19 protein-coding genes are annotated in these 19,516 nt (G+C 39.4%); 18 read left to right on the forward strand and 1 reads right to left on the reverse strand.

Annotated elements, in window-relative coordinates; genetic code table 11:
- The first annotated feature begins 14 nt into the window (after window positions 1-14).
- The 8 genes from lysS to WC841_01350 all read left to right on the forward strand — a co-directional run bounded on the left by lysS (window position 15) and on the right by WC841_01350 (window position 10,569).
- Window positions 15-2,195, forward strand: coding sequence for a lysine--tRNA ligase (gene lysS, locus WC841_01315; protein MFA5827988.1), 2,181 nt, complete (start codon window positions 15-17; stop codon window positions 2,193-2,195).
- A 12-nt stretch (window positions 2,196-2,207) separates the two neighbouring features.
- The gene (locus tag WC841_01320; protein ID MFA5827989.1) at window positions 2,208-2,552 is read left to right on the forward strand and encodes a DUF5674 family protein; all 345 of its coding nucleotides are present in this window, start codon (window positions 2,208-2,210) and stop codon (window positions 2,550-2,552) included.
- Window positions 2,545-2,814 carry a hypothetical protein gene (locus WC841_01325; GenBank protein MFA5827990.1) on the forward strand — a complete coding sequence of 90 codons (270 nt, stop codon included), beginning with the start codon at window positions 2,545-2,547 and terminating at the stop codon, window positions 2,812-2,814. Before WC841_01320 ends, WC841_01325 begins: the two co-directional genes overlap by 8 nt.
- 1 nt (window position 2,815) lies before the next feature.
- The gene (locus WC841_01330) at window positions 2,816-3,415 is read left to right on the forward strand and encodes a hypothetical protein (GenBank protein MFA5827991.1); all 600 of its coding nucleotides are present in this window, start codon (window positions 2,816-2,818) and stop codon (window positions 3,413-3,415) included.
- An 87-nt stretch (window positions 3,416-3,502) separates the two neighbouring features.
- Window positions 3,503-4,765 (forward strand): serine--tRNA ligase, encoded by a 1,263-nt coding sequence (gene serS / locus WC841_01335; GenBank protein MFA5827992.1) that lies wholly within the window; start codon window positions 3,503-3,505, stop codon window positions 4,763-4,765.
- Window positions 4,766-4,842: 77 nt separating this feature from the next.
- The gene (gene secA, locus WC841_01340) at window positions 4,843-7,515 is read left to right on the forward strand and encodes a preprotein translocase subunit SecA (GenBank protein MFA5827993.1); all 2,673 of its coding nucleotides are present in this window, start codon (window positions 4,843-4,845) and stop codon (window positions 7,513-7,515) included.
- A 567-nt stretch (window positions 7,516-8,082) separates the two neighbouring features.
- Window positions 8,083-9,552 (forward strand): hypothetical protein, encoded by a 1,470-nt coding sequence (locus tag WC841_01345; GenBank protein MFA5827994.1) that lies wholly within the window; start codon window positions 8,083-8,085, stop codon window positions 9,550-9,552.
- 6 nt (window positions 9,553-9,558) lie between these two features.
- Complete coding sequence (locus tag WC841_01350; protein ID MFA5827995.1) at window positions 9,559-10,569, forward strand: DHH family phosphoesterase; 1,011 nt, start codon at window positions 9,559-9,561, stop codon at window positions 10,567-10,569.
- A gap of 3 nt (window positions 10,570-10,572) precedes the next feature.
- Here the strand turns inward: WC841_01350 and WC841_01355 are convergent, their stop codons facing one another.
- Window positions 10,573-12,414 (reverse strand): GTP-binding protein, encoded by a 1,842-nt coding sequence (locus WC841_01355; protein ID MFA5827996.1) that lies wholly within the window; start codon window positions 12,412-12,414, stop codon window positions 10,573-10,575.
- Between the two features lie 58 nt (window positions 12,415-12,472).
- Here WC841_01355 and WC841_01360 point away from each other — a divergent pair, with 58 nt between their 5' ends.
- The 10 genes from WC841_01360 (at window position 12,473) to WC841_01405 (ending at window position 19,508) form a co-directional block, all read left to right on the forward strand.
- On the forward strand, window positions 12,473-13,231 hold the full coding sequence (locus WC841_01360; protein ID MFA5827997.1) for a C39 family peptidase: 759 nt from the start codon (window positions 12,473-12,475) through the stop codon (window positions 13,229-13,231).
- Between the two features lie 4 nt (window positions 13,232-13,235).
- Window positions 13,236-13,841 carry a peptidylprolyl isomerase gene (locus WC841_01365; GenBank protein ID MFA5827998.1) on the forward strand — a complete coding sequence of 202 codons (606 nt, stop codon included), beginning with the start codon at window positions 13,236-13,238 and terminating at the stop codon, window positions 13,839-13,841.
- Window positions 13,838-14,221, forward strand: coding sequence for a hypothetical protein (locus WC841_01370; GenBank protein MFA5827999.1), 384 nt, complete (start codon window positions 13,838-13,840; stop codon window positions 14,219-14,221). The genes WC841_01365 and WC841_01370 overlap by 4 nt, the downstream gene beginning before the upstream one ends.
- A gap of 3 nt (window positions 14,222-14,224) precedes the next feature.
- Window positions 14,225-14,638, forward strand: a complete 414-nt coding sequence (locus WC841_01375) for a hypothetical protein (protein ID MFA5828000.1) — start codon at window positions 14,225-14,227, stop codon at window positions 14,636-14,638.
- The gene (prfB, locus tag WC841_01380; protein ID MFA5828001.1) at window positions 14,635-15,708 is read left to right on the forward strand and encodes a peptide chain release factor 2; all 1,074 of its coding nucleotides are present in this window, start codon (window positions 14,635-14,637) and stop codon (window positions 15,706-15,708) included. Before WC841_01375 ends, prfB begins: the two co-directional genes overlap by 4 nt.
- A 2-nt stretch (window positions 15,709-15,710) precedes the next feature.
- Window positions 15,711-16,742: an LCP family protein gene (locus WC841_01385; GenBank protein ID MFA5828002.1), complete on the forward strand. Its 1,032-nt coding sequence runs from the start codon at window positions 15,711-15,713 to the stop codon at window positions 16,740-16,742.
- Window positions 16,735-17,439 (forward strand): class I SAM-dependent methyltransferase, encoded by a 705-nt coding sequence (locus WC841_01390; protein MFA5828003.1) that lies wholly within the window; start codon window positions 16,735-16,737, stop codon window positions 17,437-17,439. The genes WC841_01385 and WC841_01390 overlap by 8 nt, the downstream gene beginning before the upstream one ends.
- Before the next feature lie 55 nt (window positions 17,440-17,494).
- Entirely contained in the window at window positions 17,495-17,980 is a 486-nt protein-coding gene (locus tag WC841_01395) for a hypothetical protein (GenBank protein ID MFA5828004.1), read from the forward strand.
- A complete protein-coding gene (locus WC841_01400; GenBank protein ID MFA5828005.1) occupies window positions 17,977-18,639 on the forward strand; it encodes an ATP-binding cassette domain-containing protein in 663 nt (220 codons plus the stop codon). Before WC841_01395 ends, WC841_01400 begins: the two co-directional genes overlap by 4 nt.
- 119 nt (window positions 18,640-18,758) lie before the next feature.
- Window positions 18,759-19,508: a permease-like cell division protein FtsX gene (locus WC841_01405; GenBank protein ID MFA5828006.1), complete on the forward strand. Its 750-nt coding sequence runs from the start codon at window positions 18,759-18,761 to the stop codon at window positions 19,506-19,508.
- Window positions 19,509-19,516: the final 8 nt, after the last annotated feature.

Raw genomic sequence — 19,516 nt, forward strand, 5'->3', positions numbered from 1 at the left:
GTGTAAAATTAATTATGTCGGATGAAAAGCTAAACGATCTCCAGAAACAGCGCCTGGACAAATTCAAAAAATTACAGGACTCCGGAATCAATCCCTATCCGCAACCGAACCTCAAAACTAAACAAAGCTGTTCTGAGGTCTTAACAATGTTAGGCTCAAAAGTTACCGTTGCCGGTCGTCTCATGTCGCTTCGTGGCCACGGCCGTATCCTTTTCGCCGATTTACATGATCGCACCGGAAAAATTCAGCTTTTCTTTCAGGAAAAAATACTCGGCACCGAAAAGATTAAACAAACCGAGCTCCTTGACTTAGGTGACATTATTTGTGCCTCAGGGGAGGTTATAAAAACTCAGGCAGGAGAGCTTACCATAAACGTTGACTCATTTGAACTGTTGGCAAAAAATCTTCGCCCTCTTCCTGAAAAATGGCACGGCCTCAAAGACATCGAAGATCGTTACCGCCAACGGTACGTTGATCTGATTATGAATCCTGATATCCAAAAAGTTTTTGAAATCAGAACAAAAATACTCACTGAAATCAGGCACTTTTTAGACAACCGTGGATTTCAGGAAGTAGAAACCCCCGTCCTGCAGCCGGTTTATGGCGGCGCCTCCGCAAAACCATTTATCACCCACCACAATACTCTGGATATGGATATGTATCTTAGAATTTCTGACGAACTTTATCTAAAAAGACTGATCGTTGGTGGATTGGAAAAAGTCTATGAAGTCAGCCGCGATTTTAGAAACGAGGGAGTTTCCCGCTTTCACAATCCTGAATTTACCCAAATTGAGTTTTACTGGGCATATGTTGATTATGAGGTCTTAATGACATTCACAGAAGAATTAATCACCCATGTTATTAAATTAATCAAAGGCAACCTATCTTTTTCTTTCCAAGGACAAGACTTAGACTTTTCCCCTCCTTTCAAACGGCTTACTTTCAGAGACGCAATTTTTGATAAAACTCAGATAGACATTGACACTATTGACTCAATTGACCTGTTCAAAAAAATAATCAAAGACAAGAAATTAAAAGTCGATTTAAAAAATGTAATCGGAATTGGCGAGTGTTTTGACGTTTTGTACAAAGAACATGTCCGTCCGTATATCATTCAACCAACATACATTACCGACTATCCCGCCGCCATGATTGCCCTTGCCAAAAGAAAAGAAAACGATCCTGAAAAGATCGCTTCCTTTCAGCTTCTCGCCGCCGGTACCGAGCTTCTAAAGGCCTACAATGAGCTAAATGACCCCAAGGACCAATATAATCGTTGGCTAGAAGAAGAAGCCCTTACAGAAAAAGGCAGTGAAATTGCCATGCAGATGGACAAAGATTATATTCGCGCCCTGGAATACGGCATGCCCCCCACGGCTGGATGGGGAATGGGTATAGACCGCTTCTCTCAATTTTTAACCGATCAGCCTACCATCAAAGACGTCATCTTCTTCCCGTCTATGAAAAACGAAGATGGCTCTCTCTCTAAGATTAATAACAAAGTATCTCCTGAATCTCATCCTCAATATCTTATCGACAAAAAACTACTCGAAGCCTATCCCTCCATTAAAACCGGCATCGCCATTATTGAAGGAGTTAGTGTTCAAAAAAGCAACGTCGAGTTGGATAAATTAAAGGAGATCACAGCTAAGAAATACAAAAACTATTCTTTAGATGACATTGATAAAATTTCATCCATTCAAGCCTACAGAAAATTCTTCAGATCATTTGGAGTTGATCCGGCTTCTCGCCATCCATCGCCCGACGCTCTCCTTCGTCGCCTAATTTCAAAAAAAGGATTATATAATATCAACACCCTGGTTGATGCTTATAACGTCGCTAGTCTTGAAACTAACTTAGGCATGAGTGCTATGGACATGGCCCACCTTAATTTCCCCGTCACCCTTCGTTTCTCCCAGTCTGGTGAAAAGATTGTTCTCCTTGGAGGCGAAGAAACCAAAACCACTAAAACCGGAGAAGTTGTTTATGCCGATAATCAGGGTTTAATCACTCTGGACCTAAATTATCGTGACTGCGACAAAACTAAAATAACTTCACAAACCAAAAATGTTCTACTTTACGTTGACGGTTGCCCGGGGATTTCTAGCCAAGAAATTGCTAACGCTCTGGAACGGGAAATTGAACTAATTCAAAAATTTTGCGGAGGGATAGTTACATTTAAAGAAATTATCTAGTTTCTGTAATTCATGTCTATCCAAAAAATTGATCACACTTTTTCAGAGTCAGATTTATCAGAACTAACCACCTTTTTCCCTGATTATGTCAAATTAGTCGCAGATATTGATAAAAACATCCTCTATGGTGGATCCGAGTTTCACGCTGATATAGAAAAAATTTTGCTAGATCAAGGATCTATCCAGGCTTCTCTTTGGGGAGGGGGAGTCCACACTAAAACTAAAAAAATCGACTGTTTAGCAATTATCAATATTCGACCGGGAATTAATCCTGATCCTAATATCTTAGATTCAAAAATACGGGATAAGTTTCTCAAAATTGTTAAGCTTTATTTTCCTGACTATAATTATGGATAGAGACAAAATTGAGTTATTTAATGTTTGTTCTGACCTCCGTCGGGCAATTATTGATTTAACCAGTAACCCAACCCAATCACCGGAGAACAACCATTTCATCCAAAACATCACCAATAACTTCCCTCGCTTGATAAAAATTGACCCAAATATTAGCCATTATATAAAGCCATCCCAATTAAAAAACGACCATCTTCCCAATCGTCTTTTTGCAGAAAATTTATTAATGGCTAGCCTTCGCTTACAACGTTATCTAGGTTATTAATATGCCTAATAGTCGCAAACCCTATTACGAAGCCGTCAAATCAATTCTTGAAACAAACATCTTCTACCATTCTTTAGCTCTTGAAGCCTGCATGGGTGGAATCTACGACTATCTCTCTTCTCAAAACCGGCTCAATCCGTTCGAACCGCCTAAAGACGATTGGCTTTTGGCCGGATTAATTCACGATATTGACTATACACCTGAAATGAAAGACACCCATCCATCAAAAACCAATGAGGCTCTCTCAAAAAACGGTCTTTCGGTCTCTGACAACATCCTCCAGATAGTAAAAGCTCATGGGTGGCACTACCCCGGCGGAGTAGAACCCGAATCTTTTGCTCAATGGGCAATCTATTGTGCCGACAGTTTAACCGGTCTTATTATTGCCGTTGCTCTGGTTTACCCCTCAAGAAAACTTTCAGACGTCAAAACGTCTTCCGTCCTAAAACGTTTTCTGAAAGAACCTAAGTTCGCAGCCGGCACCAGAAGAGAAGAAGTCAAATTATGTGAATTAGAAACTGGCTTAAACATTCCCCTGGAAAAATTTATCGAGATCTGTTTAACCTCAATGCAAAAGATTGCCTCAGATATCGGTCTTTAGATTAAATGATATACTCTGATATATTTATTAACTGCGATGATTCTACGGGTATTTATACAAAATTTTCTGTTAAAATAATCCTATCAAATGATCGATATTAATTTAGTCCGCCTAAGCCCTGAAATTGTAAGAAAAAACCTCATCCGGCGGCAAAAAGACCCAAAACTTCTTGATGATGTCGTTGCCATTGATGTCCAATACCGAAAAGTACTTCAGGAAGTTGAAGAATTAAGGGCAAAACAAAATTCCATCAACCGTGAAATCAAGGGGAAACCAACCGATGAGCAACTAAAATCAGCAACTACCATTAAAGACCAATTAAAAGGTCTTGAAACCGCCCTCACAGGCTTCGAAAACCAGCTAAATAATGTTTTAGAACTTTTACCAAACATGATAGCTAGCGATGTCCCCGACGGCAAAGACGACCAGGACAATGTGGTATTCAAAGAAATCGGAACTATCCCAAAATTTGATTTTAAACCCCTTGATCACGTAGATTTGGGAGAAAAACTAGACATTATCGATATTCCCCGCGCCTCAAAGATATCCGGCTCGCGATTTGGATATTTCAAAGGAAAGGGTGCGGTTTTAGAAATGGCAGTTATGTTTTACGCTTTCAGAAAATTAATCGATAAGGGTTTTACCGGCATGATCCCCCCGACCATGGTAAAAAGTTCTACCGAATGGAAATGCGGCTATACCAGCAATCAAAATTTATTCAACGCTAGTTATTCCATTCCCGAAGACGACTTAATCTTTATCTCAAGCTCTGAGCACTCAGTTGTCCCATACCACATGGACGAAATCCTGGATGCAAATAAACTGCCGATTAAATACGTTAATTTCTCTCCCTGTTTCCGCCGTGAATCAGGTACCTATGGCAAAGATACCCGGGGGCTTTTCCGGGTTCATTTTTTCAACAAAGTTGAAATGAATATCTTCACTTTACCCGACTACAAAATTTCAGATGCCATGTGCGAAGAAATGCTTGCCATCGAAGAAGAAATTATGCAGGAGCTAGGAATTGCCTATCGCGTCATGAAGTGTTGCGCCGGTGATTTACCTCAACCCAACCGAAGGATGTACGACATCAATTCGTGGTTTCCCGGCCAAAACGCTTTCAGAGAAACCCAATCATGCAGTAACTGCGGGGATTATCAGGCCCGTCGCCTAAACACCAAAACAAAAATCAACAATAAAAATGAGTTGGTGCATATCCTCAACGCAACCGTGATCACAGACCGAGCCGTATTGGCCATTATCGAAAATTTTCAGCAGAAAGACAACAGTATCCTTATCCCAAAAGTCCTACAACCATTTACAAATTTTAACATTATTAAACCCAATTAATTTAGCTTAGAGGAGCCACCCTCCCCGTTTTCCGTCTGTCATAAGCCGGAAAATCGGGGTTGGTTTTTTTATAAACTATGCTATCTATTTTCAAAAATCTGTTTGACGATAATCGTCGCCGGGTCAAATCATTCGAATCGATAATTTCAGAAATCAATAAGCTAGAGCCCATCATTTCCCAACTCTCAGATAAGGAATTGTCTGAAAAAACCACTTTTTTCAAAGATCAAATCAATAAAGGCAAAAAGCTAGATGAAATATTACCGGAAGCCTACGCGGTTGTTCGCGAATCAATAAAAAGAACCATCGGAGAAAGGGCATATGATGTTCAATTATTAGCCGCTATCACCCTCCATCAGGGAGCTATTGCCGAACAAAAAACAGGTGAAGGTAAAACTCACTCCGTTATCTTTCCCGCCTACCTTAATGCCCTCACCGGAAAAGGCGTACATATAATTACTCCAAACGATTATTTAACCCGTGTCGGCGCCGGATGGTACCCCAAAGCCCTCCATTTACTGGGTATTAAAACGGCCTGTATCATCCACGAACAATCATACATTCTGGATCCCTCGTACAAAGATACTACCGAGACTTTTGATGACCGTCTCGCGCATTTAAGACCGATCAGCCGACAGGAAGCCTATGCTGCCGATATTACTTATGGGACCAACAATGAATTCGGTTTCGACTATCTCCGTGATCATATGGTCAGTGATCAAAAAGATGCCGTTCAGAGTAATCACAACTTTGCCATTGTTGACGAGGTCGACTTCGTTTTAATTGATGAAGCCCGTACCCCTCTAATTATATCTTCCCCAAACAATCAACCGACCGACAAATACAATAAATTTGCCAAAATAGCCGCTGATTTACAACCGACCGACTATGTAATCGACGAAAAATCAAGGTCAGCCACCCTATCAGAATACGGAATTAGAAAAGTTGAAAGAGTAATAGGCGTCACCAACCTCTATGAGGAATCCTTTGAAACCATTCATTACATCGAAAACGCTATCAAAGCGCGGGCTTTGTTTCACAAAGACAAGGATTATGTCATAAAAGACGGCGAGATAATAATTGTCGACGAGTTCACGGGTAGGTTAATGTATGGTCGCCGATGGTCCGATGGTCTTCATCAGGCGGTTGAGGCCAAAGAAGGCGTCACCATACAACGTGAATCACAAACTTGGGCCACCATCACTTTTCAAAACTATTTTCGTCTATACGCTAAATTAGCCGGGATGACCGGAACTGCCAATACTGAGGCTGAAGAATTTAAAAAAATATATAACCTTGATGTTGTTTGTATTCCAACCCATCGGCCCTTAAACCGTACCGATGACCAAGATTTAATTTTCAAAACCCAAAGATCAAAATATGTTGCTATCGGTAACTTAATCGAAGAGCTACACAAAAAGGGCCAACCGGTCTTGGTCGGTACCACCTCAATCGAAAAAAATGGAATTATTGATTCGCTCCTGACCAAAAAAGGCATCCCTCACCAACTACTAAACGCCAAAAATCACCGCTCCGAGGCAGAAATAATTGCCAAAGCCGGTATAAAAGGTGCTGTCACAGTCGCCACTAACATGGCTGGTAGGGGAGTCGATATCATTTTGGGCGGACCAAAAGAAAGTCAGGACCCCAACTCCTGGCAAAAAAATCATGACGAAGTTGTTTCACTTGGCGGGCTATACGTCATTGGCACAGAGAGACATGAGTCGCGCCGGATCGATAATCAGCTCCGCGGTAGAGCCGGGCGTCAGGGTGATCCTGGTTTTTCCCAATTCCATGTTGCCCTGGATGATGATCTCATGAGAATTTTTGGTGGAGAAAAAATTAGCAGTATTATGACCCGCTTTAATATGCCCGAAGACACACCACTAACCCATCCCATAGTTTCAAAAGTCATCGAACAAATTCAGGTAAAAGTGGAAGGTTATAATTTTGATGTCCGCAAAAGCCTGGTTGAATACGACGATGTAATCAACAAACAAAGAAAAATAATTTACGGCCTTCGGGACAATACTTTGAAAAGAAGTTACGATAATCCCAATGCAAACAAGGACGAAGTTTTTAAATATCTTACAAATGAAATAAGCCAAATTACTTCAAACCACATGGAACCTGAGACCGGAACCTATGATACCGAAAAAATTGTCCTTGAATTCTCCGAAATCCTCCCTATGGACGAAAGGGGTAGGGGCAAAGTAAAAGAACAACTTGCGAAAACCGATAATTCACAAGATTTTCTCCTTAAACTTCTTGACCATAATTGGAAGGAAAGAGTCAAGTTTTTTGGTGAAAATATCACTAGCTCAATTCTTACCTATTCAGTTATCTCTACCCTCGATCCGTTATGGGTAGAACATCTAACTGCCCTGGATGAATTGAGAGACGGAGTAAGGCTTCGGGGTTACGCCCAAAAAGATCCTCTTATTGAATATCGCAAAGAAGGTTATGAAATGTTCCAAAAATTAATGCGCCAGTTTGAATATAATTTAGCTCGAAAAATTTTCCGTCTGGAGCCTGTCTCCACCAACAATCCTACCGCCCCGCAAAACGCCACCGAACGCCGGGGAGAAGATATCAAAATGTCATCGCCCGTAGTCCAAAACGACTTGCCACTCACCCAAATGGGAGTCCAAACCGTACCCGTTTCTCCGGCAGGTCCCGGAAGAAACGATCCCTGTCCCTGTGGTAGTGGTAAAAAATACAAAAAATGCTGTTATCCAAAATTTGGCTAATTTTAAAATTCATACTCATTACTTTCGTTATTTTAACCTCTCCCTGGTTTATACCACAACCACTTACAAACAAAATATTTCTGCTTCTTACCACCTTATCGCTTTTTTTCTTTTTCAATTTCAAAACGTCAACACAAAAAATTATATTTCTCATCTGCTTTTTCGTTCTAGTTTATATCCAAGTATCATCAACAGATATTGCAAATACATACAATTTTACCGACCATCAAAAATACATATACCAAAACCGGCTTAACCAATATCCCCCCTCTTTAGCCAGATTGGGTAACATTTTAGAAAATCGGCTTGACTCCCCAATAATCTATCGCTTACGCCAAAATTTCTTTGACAGTCTTGATCTTGTTAATTATTTTAAAAACCTCTTTCTACCAACTTTATTCATCCCCTTTGTAATCGGTTTTAATAAATTTCTTAAACGCCCAAACAAGTTTATCGCTACTACAGCCGTCATTTCTATCCTCCTACTGACAATAACTGGCCCCAATGGCTCCTACGGACCGCTTCTCATGTTTCCCTTCATTACTATAATAATTTCTCGCTACTCTCTTGAAAAATAAATTATTTTTATCAGCAATTCTCTTGTTCAGTTTCTTTCTGTATTCATATAAACTCAGCCAAATCCCTTCCGTCTATGTCGACGAGGCTGTAACCGGCTACAATGCCTACTCAATACTAAAAACAGGAAAGGATGAAAATGGGAAATTATTCCCTATATATTTTCGTTTTTTCAACGCCTATTCTCCCGGTCTCTACACCTATTCTATAGTTCCGCTTATAAAACTTTTTGGCCTCAACCCATTTTCTGTCCGCTTACTTTCAGTATTTTCCGGAGTTGTCTCGGTTTATATCTTTTACCGTTTAGTATTTATATTTTTAAAATCGGAAAAAAAATCATTAATAACCACCTCCTTTTATGCCATTCTCCCCTGGACTATCTTTAACAGTCGTCTCGGGTACGAGGTTATGTATGCCGCCGCCATCTTTAACACCGGTGCTTATCTTGTATTTAAACTCCTACCAAATATTTCAAATCTCGGTCTTCTCCTAATCAGCCTATCTACCTATGCTTCCCACAACCAGCGATACTTAGCACCTTTATTCATCATCGGCTATTTCATAATTATCAAGACCCCCAAAATAAAAACCCTGCTTATGCTTCTAATTTCTCAAATCCCGAATCTAATCTTGATGTTTACTCCTGCTTTCTGGGTAAAAAACAGTATCTTTTCCCTGAAATATATACTTTTACAAATTATCACCTATATTTCGCCCAAGACCCTTTTTTTCGAACTACCCGATATTGATTTACAACACCAGATTCCCAAAATCTCCCTCCTTTATTGGTGGATGATAATCCCCTTAGTAACCGGTCTGAAAAAATTGACGCCCAGAACTCTAAAAGAACATCGCCTGCTAATTTTTTGGGCAATTATTTCTCTGGTTCCGGCTTCATTGAGCGGAGAATTTATATCCATCCAAAGGGCACTGCCTTTTCTTTTCCCCATCAGCCTAATCATCTCTTTGGGCCTTTCCCAAATTAATAGAACACTTCTACTAATAGCATTCCCATATTCATTAGCCCTATTTCTTCGGTCATATTTTATATTTCTCCCAAAAGAGTTGGCCTTATCCTGGAATGAGGGATATCGTCAGCTTTCAGAATTTTCTCTTTCACATGGCCATGAAACAATTCTCGTCGACAATAGCCGCAACATCCGAAACTATATCCTACCGCTTTTTTATCAGAAATATGACCCAACTCTATATCAGCAATCGCTGGGAAAGAGTATTTCCTCACGTTATTACCAGGTACCACCTCAACTAAGCACCTACCATTATGGCAGTTTAACTTTTGCTCCAATAGATTGGAGCCAAATAGAAAATTATGACTATATTGTTTCCGATAGTTTATCTGTTTCGTCTGATCAGGCCCGAGAGCACAATCTTGTACTTTTTGAAACTATACTGACTCAAAACCACCAAATCTCCCAAGAAATATACAAGGTGGTAAAATAACAACCAGTGATTGATTACAAAAAGCCGTCATCAGAGATTCTAAGGGCAATAAAAAAGTCCAAACAAATTCTTCTTCATCTCCATCGTGGCCCCGACGGGGATAGTGTCGGAAGTGCCTTAGCCATGATGCACTACCTTACCTCCATTGGCAAAAAAGTTACCTTAATTAGCGGCGATTCTGACCCTCCGACCTATCTTTCTTCTCTCCCTGGTTTTAAAAAAATTAAAAACCAAAGTTTTCAGAAAACAAACCTAAAAAAATATGATTTATTTATCATCTTAGATTCCGGTGATCTAAACCAAATATCCAGTATTAGTGAAATTATTTTTCCAAAAAGTTTAAACACTGTCACTATTGACCACCACCATGCCAATCCCGGATATGCCAACATCAATCTTGTCGATAAAGACGCCCCTGCTACCTGCCAAATTATCTATAAATTGTTCAAACTTTGGAAATTTGATATCACTCCGGAAATCGCTGTTTGTTTATATATCGGAATTTATCAGGACACCATGTTTAAATATCCAGGTACTTCATACATTACTTTTGAGATATGTGCCCACCTTACAAAACTCTATCCTGATTTCACCAAAATAGTTTTTGATATGGAAAACAGTAATCACCCTTCAAGGTTAAAGTTGCAGGGCATCGCCCTTAACTCGATCGAAACATATCTTGACGACCACCTTGCAATAAGTTCTATCTCCAATCAGGATATCGTGAACAATTCATTTACCACCACCAACATTAGCGGAAACGAGATGGCCAATATTCTAAGATCTGTAACCGGTTGGACAATCTCTGCCCACATTATTGAATATCAACCAAACCATTGCAAGATCAGTCTCCGAACCAGAAATTCAGACAAATATGACGTCAGTAAAATCGCTATGGCAGTTGGAGTCGGAGGTGGACACAAAGCCTCTTCAGGGTCTACTGTTGATCTTCCTCTCCCTGAAACCAAAAAACTCCTAGTTGATACTGTCAAAAAAATTTATCCTCGGCTTAAATAACCGTTACCGGCCATGCCTTTCCGCTCTCACCCGATCAACTTTTGTTAAGTATCGTTTTCTTAATCTGATATTTTTGGGTGTGACGTCTATCAGCTCATCACTATTGATAAAATCCAAGCTTTCTTCAATACTGTATTTGACCGCCGGTGCTAAAATGATTGCCTCATCGTTTCCCGAAGACCTCATATTTGTTAGTTGTTTTCCCTTGCACACATTAATCTCTAAGTCTCCCACCACAGGGCGGACCCCACAAACTTGCCCTTCATATACCGGTTCAGTCGGACCTACAAAGGTAACTCCTCTTTTCTGCGCTAGGTCAAGTCCAAAAGACAATGCTTTACCGCCTTCAGAAGCAATCATTGCCCCATTTCTCGACCGAGGGATTTCTTCACCCTTGACCTCGTAACCCAAAAATATCGTATTAATAGAAGCCAACCCTTTTGTTTCCGTCATCAAAGCACTTCTCAAACCCAAACCATTTTTTTCACTTATCTTATAAACCATTTTTAGGTTACCTTTTTGATCCGTAACCATATCAAGCATTTTGGCTTTTCTTTTACCAAGTTCTGCCGTAATCACACCCACATAGTCCTCAGGTGTCAAAATAGTCAGTTCGTTATATGGTTCACTCGTTTTACCGTCAATAGTCTTATAAATCACCTCGGGTTTACCCACCTCCATTGCGTATCCCTCACGGCGCAATTTTTCAATCAATATTGCCAGGTGCAATTCTCCTCTTCCGGAAACCAACACCCTGATACTGTCATCCGGGTCATCTTCGATTTTTAGTCCCAAATTGGTCTCAACCTCTTCGCGCAACCTGGCTTTCAATTCTCGGCTGGTTAGATATTTCGATTCATCTCTGGCAAAAACAGATGTATTGGGGCCAAAACTGGCTTTAATGGTCGGTTCGGTTACCACAATTTCCGGCAAAGCAACCTGAAAATTAGGACTGGTTATGGTTTGCCCAATTTCAAGTTCATTAATCCCGGCCAGATATATAACTTCACCACTACCGGCCAAATCATTTTCAACTTTTACGATACCTTCGTTGACATACATCCGCTCAACCTTATAATTTCCCAAAACTTTCTGATCCGGTTTAACCAAGGAGACGTAACTACCTTTTTTTATTATCCCCTGATTAATCCTCCCCACCGCCAATCTCCCCAAATACTCATTTCTCTCAAACGCCGAAACCAACATCTGAAATGGCTTATCGGAATTCCTGACCGCAGACGGAAAATACTCAATAATTGTTTCAAATAACGGTCCGACATCGCCGGGTTGGTCAAAACTATCCGGTATCTCTTTCCAGGTTTTCCCGTCTCTTCCGACAGCATAAATAATCGGAAAGTCCAAAAGATCCAAATCAGCTGCCAGCGATAAAAATAAATTTTCGGTATCAGCCACCACTTCTTTCACCCTGGCGTCTTTTCTGTCAATCTTATTTATCACCAATATTACTTTCAACCCATAGTCCAAAGCTCTTTTCAAAACAAATTTGGTCTGCGACAGGGGACCCTCAGCCGCGTCAACAATTAAAAGCACTCCATCTGCCATATTAAGAACCCGTTCAACCTCGCCCCCAAAGTCGGCATGTCCCGGAGTATCGATTATGTTGATTTTTATATCTTTATAGAAAACAGAGGTATTCTTTGACAAAATTGTAATTCCCTTCTCCCTCTCCAAATCATTGCTATCCATAATCCTGTCTATATTCATTTCCTCCTGATTATCACGAAAAGTATGGGTTTGTTTCAACATCGCATCCACCAGAGTTGTCTTACCATGATCGACATGGGCAATAACGGCAACATTTCTGATATCACTAAATTTTGGCATTCGTACATTATACCCCCAAAAACATGTTTTTACTCATATTAGGGGTTAAAATATACCAATGACACTAAAAAAAATTACCATTGGTTTATTTATCCTAATTTTATCCTGCATTAGTTGGCTAATTTTTGAAAACCCGACACGTTTTGAACAAAAATTTTCAAACACCGCCACAATTGTAGAAAATACCATCGACACCATTGCGCCCAAACCAACCAAAATCCTTAAAGACGGTCTACCAAACAGATATCTGATAGAAGCCCCCTTTGTCGAACAGGCACCGGAAAAAAACTGGGATCAACCCTGGCAGGATGCCTGCGAAGAAGCCGGGCTTCTCACCGTTGATTACTTTTACAAAAATATTACCCCCTCCCCCCAGGATATTAAGCAATCGATCCTTGACATGATTGACTACGAAAAACTCCAGAAGTGGAAAATAGACATAAATATCAACCAAATGCAACAAATTTCTGAAAAATATTTGGGCTATAACTCCGAAATTCTTATTAATCCAAGTGTTGAGGAAATAAAAAAATACATATCCAAAAATATTCCCATAGTTGTTCCCGCAAACGGTAAAACCCTTTATCGGGAAAACAAACATTTTAAAAATGGTGGTCCGGAATATCACGTTGTTGTAATTCTAGGGTATAACGACGACAAATCTCAATTTACTGTACACGATGTCGGTACTCAATTTGGAAAATATTTCCGTTACTCGTATAACCTACTTTTAGAGGCCAATCATAATCTCCCCGAATCAGGGAACAAAAAAGAAATTGATTCCGGAAGCAAAGAAATGCTAATTCTGTTAAAATAACCCCATGAACAAATTTTTAAGATTATTTTGTACCTCTTTTGTTATAATTTCCGCAACTTTATTATTTTCTGCCTGTTCTCTCAAAAAAGAAGAAACAAACCCACTCCCTATGAACCAAGACGACCAAAATCAAGTTACCCCAAATATTTCACCGACTAATACGGGAATATCTCAGGATGAGACCATTGTCGGGCTAAATACAAAATACGGCCAGATAGTAATTAAGCTTTATCAAAAAGAGGCTCCCAATACCGTCGCAAACTTTCTTAAAAAAGTTGAAAGCGGTGCCTACAATGGTCTTACTTTCCATCGGGTTGAGCCGGGATTTGTAGTCCAGGGTGGTGATCCTGCCGGAAACGGAACAGGCGGGGGAACCCAAACCTCAGAAATAAATACCTTGCCGTTCAAACGCGGATCAGTCGGCCTGGCCAGAGGTCCGATAAAAGAAAATTCAAATGATAGCCAATTTTATATATGTCTATCAGACGAATCATGTAGCCACCTTACTGGCGAATACGTCAACTTCGGAGAAGTAATTACCGGTATGGAATTTGTAGACAGCATCCGCGTCGGTGACAAAATAATAGATCTTTCTTCTCACACCAAATGAAACCACTTATCCCATTCATTCTCATAGTTGTAGCAATTTTTGGATACTTCAAATTTTTTAGCCCGAAAAAACCTACCGTTTCAGGTAGTACGGTTACCAACCCCGACCTGATTCTTTACTGGGGAGAAGGCTGTTCCCACTGTGAAAATTTAAAAAAATATATTACTGACAACAAAATCGAAGAAAGACTCAAAATCGAATACAAAGAAATATGGAAAAACGAATCCAATCTAAACGATCTAAAAGAAACCATAAAATCATGTCCGGAAATTGATCCCTCCGCAGGAATTGGCGTCCCTCTGGTCTTTTTTACTTCAGAGAAAAAATGCATTCTCGGCGATACTCCGACAATCGACAAGATTGAGCAAATGATAAAATAAACTGTGGTAAAAAATACCCGGGTAAAAAAATATCATTTTTCCTTCCAAACTGTCATTAGACTCACTATCTTTTTATTGTTTATATATTTTATAATCACCCAAATTTCCAAGCAAAAACTTCCTGTCGACATGACTTTTAATTCAACCATTCTCGGCGAAAAAACGTCATCACCATCAGCTCAATTATTTCTGAAAAACACTTTCGACATCGTCTACGATAAACTTCCTCCAAAAAGTCAGGAGACCATTAATAATCTCGATAATAACCCCCTAATCACTACTATTCAGGAAAAACTTGATTATGTAAAAAAAGAATCACTAAATTTTCCCCAAAAACAAATAAATGAGATCAAAAAATCCATAATAAATTCCATTTATAAAAACATAATGGAAAGCATTAATACCGAAAAACAATGATCGATACCACTCAGCTAATTAATAAAATCGAACTTCTAAAAAATAAACTAAAAATAGAAGACAAAAAGGAAAATCTCCGTGACCTCAAAAAACTTTCTGAAGACGCCACCCTTTGGTCTGATCCCCATAAAGCTGCCAATTTGATGCAACAAATTTCAGCCATCCAAAAAACCATCGACCTCGTTTTCGATATCGAATCTGGGATCAAAGAACTGTCTGAATATCAAAAACTTTTTGAAAGTCAGCCGGATGCCACCCTCGTCGGCGAACTCAACACACTTTTCGATGAACTGGAGAAAAAAATCAATACCTTGGAGTTGGAAACATTTCTTTCCGGAAAATATGATCCAAACGATGCTATCGTCTCTATCCATTCCGGCCAGGGGGGGACAGAGGCCATGGACTGGGCCTCCATTCTGCAACGAATGTATATGAGATTTTTTGAAAGAAGAGGATGGAAGTTTGAAGTTCTTGACTACACCCCGGGAGACGAAGCCGGAATCAAATCAATTTTTTTCAAAGTCACTGCCCCCTATGCTTTTGGATATCTCCGGAGAGAATCAGGGGTACATCGTCTAGTTAGGCTATCACCATTCAATGCCGACAGCCTTCGCCAAACCTCATTTGCGAAAGTCGAGGTTAGCCCAATAATTACCGACAGTCAGGACTTCAAAATTAATCCCGAAGAAATCGAATTTGCCGCATATCGATCGGGGGGACACGGTGGACAAAATGTTAACAAAGTTAGTACCGCTGTCAGACTCGTCCACAAAACAACCGGAATCGCCGTCTCCTGCCAAAGCCAACGATCTCAGGAACAAAATCGCAACATGGCTCTTGAAATGCTAACCTCCAAACTCTGGGCGATAGAAGAGGAAAAACAACAACAGGAAAAAAAAGAATATAAAGGGGAAAACGTATTAGCCGGTTGGGGACATCAAATTCGATCATATGTTCTCCACCCATATAAAATGGTAAAAGATCTCCGTACCAGATATGAAACATCGGATACTGTAAGTGTATTAGATGGCAACCTCGACGATTTTATCGGAGCAGAACTAAGACTATAAACATGAAGAAAACTTTAACCGTAATTTTCCTCTTTGTTATCTCTTTCATATTAATAATCTCCCTCATTGTCGGTATCTTTATAAAAAATATATCCGACAAAACCAATCGATCGCTTTCATATTTTTTTCAAACCTATTCAACCGCACAAAAGAATAGACAAAATATCGCTGATGACTCCATTTCAATTATGGTTTTTGGCTTGGACAGAAGAGATGATCTTTTAGAAAAAACTGAAGTTACAGACACAATAATTCTGGCAAATATCAACCTTAAAACCGCTAAACTTAACCTCATTTCCATCCCCCGCGATCTTTGGTCTTACGACACCAACACAAAAGTCAACTCCATCTATCCTCTGTCCAAAGATAAACAAAATAAATTTCAATTTATCCAGAGTGAATTCGAAAAAATCACTGGCCAAAAAATTACCAACACAATTGTAATTTCTACCGACAACCTGATTGACTTCGTACAACTTATCGGTGGTGTTGATATTTATTTAGAAAACGGGTTCATAGATGACAAATATCCCAATCCTGACTATGTGGCCAATCCTTCTCCCTTAATCCCGATATACAAGACCATAAAATTTCCGGCCGGGAAAAACCACCTCGATATATCAAATATAACTGAATTTGTCCGCTCCCGCAAAAATGCCGAAACATCCGCAAATGGCGGCACTGATATCGGTCGAATTTTACGCCAACAACTTCTAATTGAAGCCATTATACAAAAAATAAAAAACTCCGATTTCATAAAAAGCCCTAAAAACCTCATCCATCTTTACAATTTTTGGCGTCAGACTATTGAAACAAATATAAATGACTCCGACATCATTACTTGGGGGCTTCTATTGGACAAAAACGTAAAAAATATAACTATCCAAAAGACCACTGTCCCAACCGCAGAATACCCCGAAGTATCGGTTATCTACCACCCCTATCGGTTTATAAACACTCAGTGGGTATACATCCCCGAAGATGAAAATTATAAAAAGTTACACCAATTTATTGCCAAATCAATAGGTGAATAACCAGACAAAAGATTTTTATTACCAAATCCACGTCAGTCGTTACAAAACACTATTTTGTGAAATTAAATCGCTAGGTCTACCCGAAAGGTCAAAGGTACTAGACATCGGCTGTTTCCCCCCCTACCTTTATAATTTTCTTAAAAAACAAAATTTTGACGTCTATGGTATCTGTTCACCACATGAGGTTCTTAATCAACCCAAAGTCAGCGTTTTAAACATTGATACCGATAGCCTGCCTTACCGGGATGACCAATTTGACCTTGTGGTTATGTCTGAAGTCATGGAACATCTTACCGATAATCCTGTAAATATCATGTCAGAAGTTTATCGTGTACTAAAGCCAAATGGTTTCTTTCTCCTTACCACCCCTAACGTTCTCCGCACACAAAACGTTATTTCCCTTATAATCGGTAAAAATATTTATTTTTCTCTCGACCAACTCAAAAACTCAAGCCAAAAAACAGGGACAATTTATTTTCGTCACAACCGTGAATATACACTTGCGGAAGTCCTTATTCTACTAAAAAGCTCGTGTTTTTCAAAAACTATCTCAAAACACTTCATTTCCTACCCACCCTTTAGAACAAAAAACCACGCCGATTCTTTTTGGCTAAAAATCCAAAAATATTTAAACTATTGTCTTATGATGATATTCACGAAAAGAAAAGATACCTTGCTCATATTGGCTCAAAAATAATTTTGTCTACTCCTTTATCTGCTATACTGAACTATTATTAGCTTATCCAAAATATATGGAAATCGTCAATCTTTCACCATCAGTTAATACTAGCTCACCAATCAAAAATGAAAAAATGATTACTGTCCCTATATTAGTGATAGTTTTGGCCCTGTCAATTACCGGAGGTTTTTTTGCCTCACGCTTAAAGCCAATATCTAATTCTCAAAACCAAAACCCCACTCAATCTGCAGATACCGTTGCAAATACCCCGCCTGACACCGCAGAAAAAGTCGAAGTTGGGAAAATTTACGGTAACCTCGAGAAAAATTTTAAAGACATCGCCACCGGAACACTAGAAAAAGGTAGTATCAACGGAGAAGGAACCCATATCCTCAACCGTCCGGGTGGTAAATCACAGAGAGCCTCACTGACTTCCTCGGCCGTAGACCTTGATCTTTTTATCGGCAAAAATGTCGAAGTAAGAGGAGAAACCAATTCTTCGACAAAAACCTCCTGGCTAATGGATGTTGGCAGTATTAAGGTACTCGAAAACCAATGAAAGTAATATTCGATAATGTTTCCAAAAATTTCGGAATAATTTCCGCCCTAAAAGACATCAACCTAAATATCGATAATGGCGAATTTATTTTTATCGTTGGTCCCTCCGGCGCCGGAAAATCTACCCTTCTCAAATTAATCCTGGGCCAAATCAGGCCATCATCCGGTTTAATCACCATCGATGATATTGATTTTGGTCATGCCAAAAAAAGCCAGATAGACAAAATCCGAAGAAAAATAGGCATCATATTTCAAGATTATCAGCTTATTGCCGATAAAAGCGTTGAAGAAAACATCTCCCTCGCCCTTGATATAGTCGATTTTCCACCAACCGAAAGACAGTCCAGAATCGATGAAGTAATAAAAAAAGTTAATCTTTCTAGCCGTCGCTTTTTATTCCCCTCACAACTCTCGGGTGGGGAAATGCAAAGGGCTGCTCTGGCACGAGCTCTTGCCATCAAACCCAGCCTTATCCTGGCCGATGAACCAACAGGCAATCTGGATGTAGAAAACTCCTGGAACCTAATAAAGCTTCTTAAAGATGTTAACGAACAATACAATACTTCCATAATCATGACCACTCACAATCTCGATATTGTTGACTCCCTAAATAAAAAAATTATTAAACTCCGCAACGGAGAAATAGAGCAAAAGAAATGAGCACCATAAAAAACACCTGGCATCACATACGTCGGTCACCGTTCCAAAGCCTCACCGCAATCCTAATTATGTTTATTACCTTTTTTTCACTTACTACTTTTTTAGTTATAAGCGACGGTATGGGCTCAGTCCTTAGATACTTTGAGACAAAACCCGAGGTGACCATATATTTGAAGGACGGACTGGACAAAAATACCATGGATAATCTTCAAAAAGAATTAGCAAATTACCAAAACGTTAAGGAGATAAAATTTATATCCAAAGAAAAGGCTCTATCAATTTACAAGGAACAAAACAAATCAAACCCTATGTTGACAGAAATGGTAACCGCTAGCATCCTCCCCGCATCTTTCGAGGTCTCGGTATCCGATCCTTCCGTCTTGGAACAAATTGCTCAAAATTTTTCTGCCAAAACCAACGTCGTCGACGAAATAATTTACCAAAAAGACATGATTACTTCACTTCTTAATTGGACCAATATTATCCGAAAAAGCGGCATCATAATAGTCTCTATCACGGCAATAATCTCCTTTTTCGTCACCTCAGTAATTATCGGTATGAAAATTACCAATAGAAAAGAAGAAATTCATATTAGTCGTCTGCTTGGAGCCTCAAAGCATTATGTTAAAAAATCATTTCTATTGGAAGGTATTTTTTACGGATTTTTTGGTAGTTTAACCGGCGGACTAATCAGTCACCTTCTTTTATATAAATTCACCCCCCAATTTAACACCTTTTTCCAACCAATTATCTTCATAAGAAATGACTATACTCTCTACGGCCTAATCCTCTTGATCGAAATATTCTTGGGCATGATTATCGGATACACCGCTAGTTGGTTTGGTACCAAAAGATACATAAAATTCTAAGTTCGTCT

The sequence above is a fragment of the Candidatus Shapirobacteria bacterium genome (genome assembly GCA_041659325.1).
In the GTDB taxonomy this organism is placed as follows: Bacteria; Patescibacteriota; Microgenomatia; order UBA12405; family UBA12405; genus JBAZYN01.

Coding starts and splice junctions, on each gene's coding strand:
- lysS (MFA5827988.1), top strand. CDS start 15: ATGTCGGATGAAAAGCTAAACGATCTCCAGAAACAGCGCCTGGACAAA.
- WC841_01320 (MFA5827989.1), top strand. CDS start 2,208: ATGTCTATCCAAAAAATTGATCACACTTTTTCAGAGTCAGATTTATCA.
- WC841_01325 (MFA5827990.1), top strand. CDS start 2,545: ATGGATAGAGACAAAATTGAGTTATTTAATGTTTGTTCTGACCTCCGT.
- WC841_01330 (MFA5827991.1), top strand. CDS start 2,816: ATGCCTAATAGTCGCAAACCCTATTACGAAGCCGTCAAATCAATTCTT.
- serS (MFA5827992.1), top strand. CDS start 3,503: ATGATCGATATTAATTTAGTCCGCCTAAGCCCTGAAATTGTAAGAAAA.
- secA (MFA5827993.1), top strand. CDS start 4,843: ATGCTATCTATTTTCAAAAATCTGTTTGACGATAATCGTCGCCGGGTC.
- WC841_01355 (MFA5827996.1), bottom strand. CDS start 12,414: ATGCCAAAATTTAGTGATATCAGAAATGTTGCCGTTATTGCCCATGTC.
- WC841_01360 (MFA5827997.1), top strand. CDS start 12,473: ATGACACTAAAAAAAATTACCATTGGTTTATTTATCCTAATTTTATCC.
- WC841_01365 (MFA5827998.1), top strand. CDS start 13,236: ATGAACAAATTTTTAAGATTATTTTGTACCTCTTTTGTTATAATTTCC.
- WC841_01370 (MFA5827999.1), top strand. CDS start 13,838: ATGAAACCACTTATCCCATTCATTCTCATAGTTGTAGCAATTTTTGGA.
- prfB (MFA5828001.1), top strand. CDS start 14,635: ATGATCGATACCACTCAGCTAATTAATAAAATCGAACTTCTAAAAAAT.
- WC841_01385 (MFA5828002.1), top strand. CDS start 15,711: ATGAAGAAAACTTTAACCGTAATTTTCCTCTTTGTTATCTCTTTCATA.
- WC841_01395 (MFA5828004.1), top strand. CDS start 17,495: ATGGAAATCGTCAATCTTTCACCATCAGTTAATACTAGCTCACCAATC.
- WC841_01400 (MFA5828005.1), top strand. CDS start 17,977: ATGAAAGTAATATTCGATAATGTTTCCAAAAATTTCGGAATAATTTCC.
- WC841_01405 (MFA5828006.1), top strand. CDS start 18,759: ATGGGCTCAGTCCTTAGATACTTTGAGACAAAACCCGAGGTGACCATA.